This window comes from Promicromonospora sp. NPDC057488, assembly GCF_042802395.1.
In the GTDB taxonomy this organism is placed as follows: domain Bacteria; phylum Actinomycetota; class Actinomycetes; order Actinomycetales; family Cellulomonadaceae; genus Promicromonospora.
The window spans coordinates 1-9,337 of sequence record NZ_JBHVEG010000216.1; the positions used below are offsets into that span (position 1 = coordinate 1).

A 9,337-nucleotide genomic window follows, 5' to 3' on the forward strand; every position below is an offset into this window, starting at 1 on the left:
GGGTGGGGGCCGAGGAACGAGGCACCCGCCCGGAGCGGAACCGCAGGCTCAGGCGGCAGAAGACACCGCGTAGTCATCTCCTTCGAGACCTAAGTTTCTTCGCTTTGGAGCGGCCCAAAGCGAAGAAACTTAGGTCTCGAAGGAGATGAGTGGAACCGCAGGCTCAGACGGTAGAAGAAACCGCGTGGTCCCGCCGCGCCTGACCTCGGTACGTCGCGGGCGACGAGCCGACGACGCGGCGGAACGCGGTGCTGAACGCGCTCTCCGACTGGTAGCCCGTCGCCCGCGCGAGCTCCGAGATCCGAACCAGGTCTGAGCCGCGCTGCTAGCCCGGGCCCGGGCCCGCGCCCGGCTCCGGCTCCGGCTCGCCGAGCACACCCGGCACGGCGGCCAGGCGGCGGGCGAGCTCGTCCCCGTCCTGGCCGGCCACGATCGGCACCGGCGAATCGCCGGGGCCGGACGCCGCCCCGGCGCCACGCGAACCGCTCCCGCCCCGCGAACCGCCCCCCACGTGCGACCCGCTCCCGACGTGCGGCGCGTTGCCGGCCAGCACCTGCTGCCCGCCGGTGAGCTGCCGGATCGCCACGACGCGCACGCGGTCGGGCCGCCGGCGCGCGGCCTCCTGGTAGATCGCGACGTCGTGCTGGCCGTCGTCGCCGATGAGCACCCATCGCACGTGCGGGAACCACGTCATGAGCAGCTCGAGGCTCGCCCGCTTGTGCGCCTGGCCGCTGCGGAACCACCCGGTGAGCGTGGGGCCCCAGTCGGTCAGCAGCAGCGGGCCCGGCGGGTACGCGTGGCGGTGGAGGAACGCCCGCAGGGTGCCCGCGGTGTTCCAGGCGCCGGTCGACAGGTAGAAGAATGCGGCTTCGGGGTGCGCCTGCTGGAGCGAGCGGTACAGCCCGGGCATGCCCGGCACGGCCCGCCGCGCGCTGGAGTGCCGCACGAACGTGTTCCAGGCCGCGAGCAGCGGCCGGGGCACGGCGGTGACCATGGTCGTGTCGTCGATGTCGCTGACCACGCCGAACCGCGTGCGCCCGTCGAGCACCCGGAGCGGGGCCTCGGCCTCGGTCGGTTCGGGGGCGTCGAGGCAGGTCAGGAGCGCGGTGTGCCAGCCGTCGGAGAGGGGGGCGCCGGCGGGGAGCGAGACGTCGACGTAGCCGGCCCGGTCGCTGGTCACCTCGGAGGTGCTGCCGCCCGCCTCGATCCGCACCCGGCGGTGGGGCGCGGGCACGGTGAGGAAGTGTCGGAACCCGCGCCGTCCGGCCCGGACGGCGTCGCGGTTCGGCGTGCCGGGGCGCCGTGGCGAGAGCACCACGCGGGCGAGCACCCGCACCTTGTCCGGCGTGCCGTACCCGGCGTACGGCTCCAGGCGGGGCTGCCAGCCGGCGCGGGCGAGCACCCACCCCGCCGCGGCGTAGAGGTGGTCCTCCACGACCGCGGCGAGGTGCGGGCGCTGCGAAGGGTGCGGGGTCGGAATGGCCACACCCGATTGTCGCGTACTACTGCCCGCCCATGCCCGTGGTCGCGACGCCCTGGACGATGCGGCGCTGGAAGAGCATGAACACCACGAGCAGCGGCAGCGCCGCGATCATCGCGGACGCCATGTTCTGCGCGTACTGCACGCCGTAGGCGTTCTTCACGGTGGACAGGCCGACCGGCAGGGTCATGAACTGCGGGTCGGTGGTGACGATGAACGGCCACAGGAAGTTGTTCCACGCGCCGATGAACACGAAGATCGCGACGGCCACGAGGATCGACCGCGACAGCGGCAGCACGATCGTCCAGAACAACCGGAACGTGCCCGCCCCGTCGATCCGGGCGGCGTCGAGCAGCTCCTGCGGGATCGCGTCGAAGAACCGCTTGAGGATGAACACCATCACGGGAGCCACGATCTGCGGCAGCACGATGCCCGCGAACGTGTCCACGAGGCCCATGACCTGCATCTGCCGGAACAGCGGCACGATGAGGATCTGGCCGGGCATCATGATCGAGGCGACGGTCAGCCACTGGAGCAGGCCACGGCCCTTGAAGATCGTCTGCGAGAAGGCGAACGCCGCCATGGCGGAGATCAGCACGGTCAGCACGGTCACGAGCACCGCGACGACGAGGCTGTTCCCCATCCAGATCAGCAGGTCGCTGTTGCTGAGCACCTGGCGATAGGCGTCAGCCGTCCAGCCCATGGTGGGCCACCACGACGCCGGCAGCGCGGCCTCGGCCTCCTGCTTGAAGCTGGTGACGGCGCCCCAGGCGACGGGGAGCAGCCAGAGGGCCGCGAGCACGACGAGCGCGGCGAGGGCACCGACGCGGACCCACGGGGAGGGCCCGATCGTCAGCTTGGTGAGGGCCCGGTTCTCGGCGCGCTCCTGCAGCGCCTTGGTCCGGCGGTCTGCGACAAGTTCGGCGACGGACACGTCAGGCCTCCTTCTTCGACGGCAGGAGCCGCACCAGGGTGAACACCAGGATCAGCGCGAAGAACACGTACGAGATCGCCGACGCGTAGCCCAGCCGGTAGTTGGTGAAGCCGGTGTCGTAGACGTACTCGAGGATGGGCCGCGTGCTGCCGTTCGGCCCGCCCGCGGTGAGCAGGTAGATCTGGTCGAAGACCTTGAGCGAGGCGAGCAGCTGCAGCACCAGGATGACCAGGGTGATCGGACGCAGCTGGGGCAGGGTGATGGAGAACAGCCGTCGCCAGCCGCCCGCGCCGTCGATCGTGGCCGCCTCGTACTGCTGGGCGGGGATGCCCTGCAGCGCCGCGAGGTAGAGCAGGAAGTTGAAGCCGACGGTCCACCACACGGTGACGGCGGCGATCGAGAACATCGCGACGTTCTCGTCGGTGAGCCAGCCGACGGGCCCGAGGCCGAGACCCGCGAGCCAGGTGTCGAGCAGCCCGATGTCCGGCTGGAACAGCCAGCTGCTCAGCGAGGAGACCACCGCGCTGGTCAGCAGGTAGGGCGCGAAGAAGGACATGCGCCACACCCACTGGCCCGGCAGGCCCGTGTGCACGAGCAGCGCCATGACCAGGGCGACGACCACCAGGGGCACGGTGCTCAGGATCGTGAACCAGACGGTGTTCCACAGGGTCTGCCAGACCTGGGGATCACTGAAGGCCTCGGCGTAGTTGGCGAAGCCGATGAACTCGCTGCCGGTGCCCGTGAGGCTCTGGTTCGTGAAGCTCATCCACAGGCCGTACAGCGTCGGCAGCAGCAGGAACAGGCCGGTCGCGACGGCGAACGGCGCGACGAACAGGTAGCCGGACTTGTCCCGCTCACGCAGGGACTTGCCGGGTGCGGCGGGCCGCGTGCCGGTCCGGCCGGAGGATTTCCGCGAGTCGGGCAGTGCCCGCCCGGGGGGCGCCGTGACGCCGGCGTTCGAGACAGTCATCGTCGTCCTCTCGATCAGGCGGGGTTGGGCTGGGAGAGGAACCGGTCCATCTCGCTCAGCATGCGGGTCACGGCGGTGCGCGCCGGGGCCTTGCCGGCCAGGGTGTCGGTCATGGCGTCGGCCATGCGCGTCTGGAAGTCGCTGCCGCCGCCGGTGAACCAGGCGTCGGGGTCGAAGACGGCGATCTCGGCCGCGGGCGCGTAGTCGCGCTGCGGGGTGAGCTCCTGGTAGGCGGGCTCCTTGACGATGGGCTGGTAGGCCGGGATGTGTCCGGCCGAGGCCCAGGTGAGGCCCTCCTTGAGGAGGCCCGCGAGCACCCGGTAGGTCGCCTCGCGCTTGGCCGGGTTCGGCGTGCCCTGCTTGGGCAGCACGAACGCGTGCGAGTCGGCGTAGTTCGCCGGGGTGTCGAAGACCGCCGGGAACGGCGTGGCGCCGACGTCGGGGTTCGCGTCGCGGAACATCGGCAGGTCCCACTCGCCGGCGAACATCAGGCCGGTCCGGTTCGACATGAACCGGCCGGACGCCGCGTTGCCGTCCTGGTTCTTGGCGGCGACCTTGCCGTCGACCATCGCCTGCAGGAACTCGAAGACCTCGGTCGCGGCCTCCTCGTCGAGCTGCGCCGGGCGGCCCGGCGTCAGCTCGTAGCCGCCGCCGTTCTGGGAGTAGAGGCCCCAGAACATGCGCCAGCAGCCGGCGGGGTCGCGCTGGTAGCCCCAGCTCACGCCGGTCTCGCCCGTGACCTCGGCCATGGCGCGCCCGGCCTCGAGGAACCGGTCGGCCCCGGCGACGGCGGACAGGTCGAGCTTGCCGTCCGCCCCCGCGAGGCCGGCCTGCTGCACGATGTCGGGGTTGTGGAACGCGATGTACGGGTGGGTGTCCAGCGGGAGCGCGTAGAGCTGGCCCTCGAACTGGGCCTTCTCCCAGACCGCGGGCGCGAAGTCGGCCTCGGTGATCCCGAGCTCGGCCAGCGCGTCGAGGTCGAACGGCTCCAGCAGCCCGCCCGGCGCGTAGCCGGCGAGCCGGGACATGTGCATGACGGCGGCCTCCGGCGGCCGCCCGCCGGACGAGGCCATCGCCAGCTTGGTGTAGTACGGCGGCCCCCACGCGAGCGTCGTCGTCTCGACGCCGATGTCCGGGTTGGCCGCGGCGACCGCGCCCGCCATCTCCTGCATGAGCGCGCCGTCACCGCCCGAGAACAGGTCCCAGACCATGACGGAGGTCTTGCCCGCGCCGGCGGCGCTGGGGGTGGCGCAGCCGGCGAGCGCGCCGCCGAGTGCTATCCCGCCCGCCCCGACGAGGGCCGCGCGGAGCACGTCTCGCCTGCTCAGCCCCCCGGAACTGCCCAAGAGACTGCGGGCTCTCGACATGGCCTCGGGGCTTCCTTGGCCCGGAAAACCACGTCCTCGTACTACGGTCATCATCGACCTCCAATGGTGCAACGTTGCGCTCCAACGTTGGATCACGATGGACTAGGACGGGCGTCCAGTCAAGAGGCGCGGTGTGGAAGGAAGTGAAGGCTTGTCCGAGCAAGGTGGCCGACGGGTAGGGATCAAAGAGGTCGCGGCGGCGGCGGGGGTGTCGTGGAAGACCGTGTCCAACGTCGTCAACGACACGGGCCGGGTCGGGGACGCCACGCGGTCACGCGTGGAGGCGGTGATCGCGGAGCTCGGCTACCGGCCCAACCTCGCCGGCCGCCAGCTGCGGCGGGGCCGCACCAACACGCTCGCCCTGGCGGTGCCGTGGGTGCACGCCCCGTACTTCTCGGTGCTGGCCCACGAGATGATCGACGTCGGGGGCGACCGGGGCTACCGGGTGCTCATCGAGGAGACCCGGTCCTCGCGGGAGACCGAGCTGGAGGTGGCGCGCGGGTTCGACGTGCAGGCGATCGACGGGATCATCTTCTCCCCGCTGGAGCTGACGCCGGCCGAGGTCGACGAGGTGCGCGGCTCCGTGCCGCTGGTGCTGCTGGGCGAGCGGGCCGACCCGGACCCCGTCCGCGAGCGCCGCACGGACCACGTGAGCATCGACAACGTGGACGCCGCGGCGCAGGTCACCGCGCATCTGCTGGACACCGGACGGCGCCGGCTGGCCTTCCTGGGGGCGGAGCCGCCCGGTGCGGGCCGGACGGGCGCGCAGCGCGTGCAGGGCTTCCTCGACGCCCACACCGCGGCCGGCCTGGAGGCCGACGAGCGCTGGGTGCTCCAGTGCCCGCAGTTCTCCCGTCCGGCCGGTGCCGCCACCGTGGAGTCGGTGCTGCCCCGCATCGACCAGGTCGACGGCATCGTGTGCGCCAACGACGAGCTCGCCCTCGGCGCGCTGTACGCGCTGCGCCGCAACGGGTTGCGGGTGCCCGAGGACATCGCGGTGACCGGCTGGGACAACACGGAGGACGGCCGGTTCTCGAACCCCACGCTGACCACGGTGGCGCCCGACCTGCGCGCGATCGCGGAGACGGCGGTGGACCGGATCATCGCGCAGCTCGAGAACCGCTCCGTCGAGCCGGTCGACGAGGTGGTTCCGCACCGCCTGCTGGTCCGCGAGAGCAGCCGCGCGTGACCTGGTGACGCCCCTGTTCAGGGGCGTCGCCGGGCCGTCCGGTTGATACAACGTTGCATTCTTGGCGGAAGACGTGTTGAATCACCGCGCACCTGTCGTAGACGCAATGGAGCAGCTGATGACTTTCCTCGACCGCTTCTCGCCCGACGGGGCGCCGACGGCGACCCCCGTCCCGCGCCCCGAGTATCCCCGGCCCCAGCTGGTCCGGGATCGCTGGCTCAACCTCAACGGAACCTGGCAGTTCGAGATCGACGCGGGCGACTCCGGTCTGGAGCGCGGTCTCGTCGAGCGGCCGCTCCAGGCCGAGATCACCGTGCCGTTCGCCCCGGAGTCGGAGCTGTCGGGCATCGAGAACACCGACTTCCTCGAGGCGGTCTGGTACCGCCGCGAGATCACCGTGCCCGCGGACTGGTCCGCCGTCGGCGACGACCCCCACGTGCTGCTGCACTTCGGGGCCGTGGACCACGACGCGACCGTGTGGGTCGACGGCACCGAGGTCGTGCGGCACCGCGGCGGGTTCACCCCGTTCGTGGCCGACCTGCACGGCATCGCCGCCCCCGGCGACACGGTCACCGTCGTCGTCCGGGCCCGCGACACCCGCCACGGGCCGCAGGCCCGCGGCAAGCAGTCCAACCGGTACGCCAACTTCGAGTGCAACTACACGCGCACCACGGGGATCTGGCAGACGGTCTGGCTGGAGCCCGTGCCGGCCGTGCACGTGCGCCGCCCGCGGATCACGCCCGACCTGTCGAGCTCCGCGTTCGACGTCGTCGTGCCGCTCTCGGCGAACCGCCGGGGCCACACGGTCTCGGTCACGGTGACCGACGCCGACGGCGAGGTCGCGAGCGCCACCGCGCGTGCCGACCTCGACCTGGCGCCGGCGCTGCGCGTCGTCGTCCCGGCGGACCGCGTGCGTACCTGGGGCACCGAGGACCCGCACCTGTACGGGGTGGACATCGAGCTGCGCGACGCCGACGGCGCCGTCGTGGACACGGTGCGCTCGTACGCGGGCCTGCGGTCCGTCTCGATCGACGGCCAGGCCATCAAGATCAACGGCGAGCACGTCTTCCAGCGCCTGGTCCTGGACCAGGGCTACTGGCCGGAGTCGCTCATGACGGCGCCGTCCGACGCCGCGCTGGTGCGTGACATCGAGCTCGGCCTGGAGGCCGGGTTCAACGGCGCCCGCCTGCACCAGAAGGTCTTCGAGGAGCGCTACCTGTTCCACGCCGACCGCCTGGGCTACCTGGTGTGGGGCGAGTTCGGCGACTGGGGCGTCAGCGGCTACGGCACCCCGCAGGACGGCCAGCGGCAGACGACGTCGTTCGTCGCCGAGTGGCTGGAGGCGCTCCAGCGGGACCACAACCACCCGTCGATCATCGGCTGGTGCCCGCTCAACGAGACGCACCAGGACCTGCACGACCGCATCACGCAGCTCGACGACGTGACGCGCGCCATGTGGCTCGCCACAAAGGTGGCCGACCCGTCGCGGCCGGTGCTGGACGCGAGCGGCTACTCGCACCGCGTGCTCGAGACGGACGTGTGGGACTCGCACCTGTACGAGCAGGACCCGGCCAAGTTCACCGAGCTGGTGGGCGGCCTCGCCGAGGGCAAGCCGTACGGCAACGAGCGGGACAACGGCACGCCGATCTCGCAGCCGTACAACGGCCAGCCCTACTTCGTCAGCGAGTACGGCGGCATCTGGTGGAACCCGGAGACGGCGGCCAGCGCGTCGGGCAGCTCGCCCGACTCGTGGGGCTACGGCCAGCGTGTCGCGGACGAGGAGGAGTTCCACACCCGGTTCGCCGGGCTGACGGACCCGCTGCTCGACGACCCGCTGATGTTCGGCTACTGCTACACGCAGCTCACGGACGTCTTCCAGGAGGAGAACGGCATCTACCGGTTCGACCGGAGCGTCAAGCTCGACGTCGACCGCGTGCGTGCCGTGCAGGTGCGTCCGGCCGCCTTCGAGAAGGGCGCTGACGGCGACGCCTGACCGTCTCGCTCCCCGTGTCAGACGTACAGGTCACCCCGGTGACCTGTACGTCTGACACGTCTACCGGAGTGTGCACCTTGTAGGTCTCTTTAGTATTTTTCACCACATAACACCCCGACCACAACAGTGCTTGAGGGGTGCACAATAGGCCGGTGACGTACCGGTTCCTCAAGCTCATCCTCTCGATCCTCGTGCTCGTGCTCCTGCGCCCGCGCGTGACTGGGCTGCAGAACATCCCGAAGCGTGGCGCCGTGATCCTCGCGAGCAACCACCTGTCGTTCATCGACTCCCTGCTCATCCCGATCATGGCCCCGCGGCACGTCGCGTTCCTGGCCAAGGCCGAGTACTGGACCGGCAAGGGCATCAAGGGCCGCCTCTCGCGCTGGTTCTTCACCAAGATGGGCGACATCCCCGTGCAGCGGGACGACCCGCGTGCCGGGCAGCGGTCCCTGGAGGACGCGCTGGCGGTGCTGCAGCGTGGCGGCGCCTTCGGCATCTACCCCGAGGGGACCCGCTCCCGGGACGGCAAGCTGCACAAGGGGCACACGGGCGTCGCCTGGCTCGCCCTGACCGGCAAGGCTCCCGTGGTCCCGGTGGCGCTGCTGGGCACGGACAAGGTGAAGCCCATCGGCAAGATGCCGCGGTTCGCCCGCGTCGAGCTCCACTTCGGCACGCCGATCGACCCCTCGCGCCAGATCGCGGCCGGCACCAAGCCCGCACAGGCGCGGCGCGAGTTGACCGAGCAGGTCATGCAGTCCATCCAGGCGATGAGCGGCCAGGAGCGTGCCGAGTGAGCGCGGCCTGAGCGGGTCTTCCGGCAGGAGCGGGTCTTCCGGCCCGAGCCGGTCGTTCGGCCTGGGCGGGCGGGGATCCTGGTTCGGGCTGGTCGCCGGCGTCGCGGCATTGGGCGCGGTCGAGGTGCTCGTGCTGCACCTGATCGGCAACGCCCTCCTGCCGCGCCCGGTCGCGCTGGCCGTCGACGTCGTCGCCGGCGTGCTCACGGCCGCCCTGCTGGCCGCCTTCGTCTCGCCGCTCTGGTCGCGGCACCGCGTGGCCGACGGCGTGGTCCGGCTGCGGCTGGGCTGGGTGGCCGCGGTCGACGTCGCGCCCGGCGACGTGGTCTCCGCGACCCTGTACCGGCCGACGGCGGCCGCTCCCCTGGAGCTCGGTGCCGGGTTCGACGAGGACACGGGCCGGGTCTCACTGGTGCGGACGACGGCGGCGCCCGCCGTGCTGGTCGGGCTGTCGCGCCCGGTCGCGGCGCGCGTGCAGGTGCTGCGCGGCGTCCGGGCGACGTCGGTACTCGTGGGCGTCGCGGAGCCGGACGAGCTGCTCCGGGCGCTGAGCCCGTCCTGACCCCCGTGTCAGACCCACAGGTCCCTCGGGGGACCTGTGGGTCTGACA

The 9,337-nt window shown here is 71.6% G+C and carries 9 protein-coding genes; 4 read left to right on the plus strand and 5 right to left on the minus strand.

The features are described from left to right. Window positions 1–163 precede the first annotated feature (163 nt). From ACFU5G_RS26930 to ACFU5G_RS26950, 5 genes are read right to left on the minus strand one after another with little or no spacing between them, the layout of a single operon-like run. The gene (locus ACFU5G_RS26930; protein ID WP_377251666.1) at window positions 164–310 is read right to left on the minus strand and encodes a helix-turn-helix domain-containing protein; all 147 of its coding nucleotides are present in this window, start codon (window positions 308–310) and stop codon (window positions 164–166) included. A gap of 15 nt (window positions 311–325) precedes the next feature. Further along, window positions 326–1,486, minus strand: coding sequence for an App1 family protein (locus tag ACFU5G_RS26935; RefSeq protein ID WP_377251654.1), 1,161 nt, complete (start codon window positions 1,484–1,486; stop codon window positions 326–328). A gap of 16 nt (window positions 1,487–1,502) precedes the next feature. Further along, on the minus strand, window positions 1,503–2,414 hold the full coding sequence (locus tag ACFU5G_RS26940; protein ID WP_377217654.1) for a carbohydrate ABC transporter permease: 912 nt from the start codon (window positions 2,412–2,414) through the stop codon (window positions 1,503–1,505). A 1-nt stretch (window position 2,415) separates the two neighbouring features. Then, entirely contained in the window at window positions 2,416–3,384 is a 969-nt protein-coding gene (locus tag ACFU5G_RS26945; protein WP_377251656.1) for a carbohydrate ABC transporter permease, read from the minus strand. A 14-nt stretch (window positions 3,385–3,398) separates the two neighbouring features. Continuing rightward, the gene (locus ACFU5G_RS26950; RefSeq protein ID WP_377251658.1) at window positions 3,399–4,697 is read right to left on the minus strand and encodes an extracellular solute-binding protein; all 1,299 of its coding nucleotides are present in this window, start codon (window positions 4,695–4,697) and stop codon (window positions 3,399–3,401) included. Window positions 4,698–4,884: 187 nt separating this feature from the next. Between ACFU5G_RS26950 and ACFU5G_RS26955 the strand changes: the two genes are divergently transcribed. From ACFU5G_RS26955 to ACFU5G_RS26970, 4 genes are all read left to right on the plus strand, one after another. Continuing rightward, window positions 4,885–5,940, plus strand: a complete 1,056-nt coding sequence (locus tag ACFU5G_RS26955) for a LacI family DNA-binding transcriptional regulator (protein WP_377251660.1) — start codon at window positions 4,885–4,887, stop codon at window positions 5,938–5,940. A gap of 118 nt (window positions 5,941–6,058) precedes the next feature. Beyond that, entirely contained in the window at window positions 6,059–7,933 is a 1,875-nt protein-coding gene (locus ACFU5G_RS26960) for a glycoside hydrolase family 2 protein (protein WP_377251662.1), read from the plus strand. A gap of 152 nt (window positions 7,934–8,085) precedes the next feature. Then, window positions 8,086–8,727, plus strand: a complete 642-nt coding sequence (locus tag ACFU5G_RS26965; protein ID WP_020013603.1) for a 1-acyl-sn-glycerol-3-phosphate acyltransferase — start codon at window positions 8,086–8,088, stop codon at window positions 8,725–8,727. Next, entirely contained in the window at window positions 8,717–9,289 is a 573-nt protein-coding gene (locus tag ACFU5G_RS26970; RefSeq protein WP_377251664.1) for a hypothetical protein, read from the plus strand. Before ACFU5G_RS26965 ends, ACFU5G_RS26970 begins: the two co-directional genes overlap by 11 nt. The last annotated feature ends 48 nt before the right edge of the window (window positions 9,290–9,337 follow it).

Excerpts from the sequence above, each read along its gene's own strand:
- ACFU5G_RS26945 (WP_377251656.1), bottom strand. The coding sequence starts at position 3,384 with ATGACTGTCTCGAACGCCGGCGTCACGGCGCCCCCCGGGCGGGCACTG.
- ACFU5G_RS26960 (WP_377251662.1), top strand. The coding sequence starts at position 6,059 with ATGACTTTCCTCGACCGCTTCTCGCCCGACGGGGCGCCGACGGCGACC.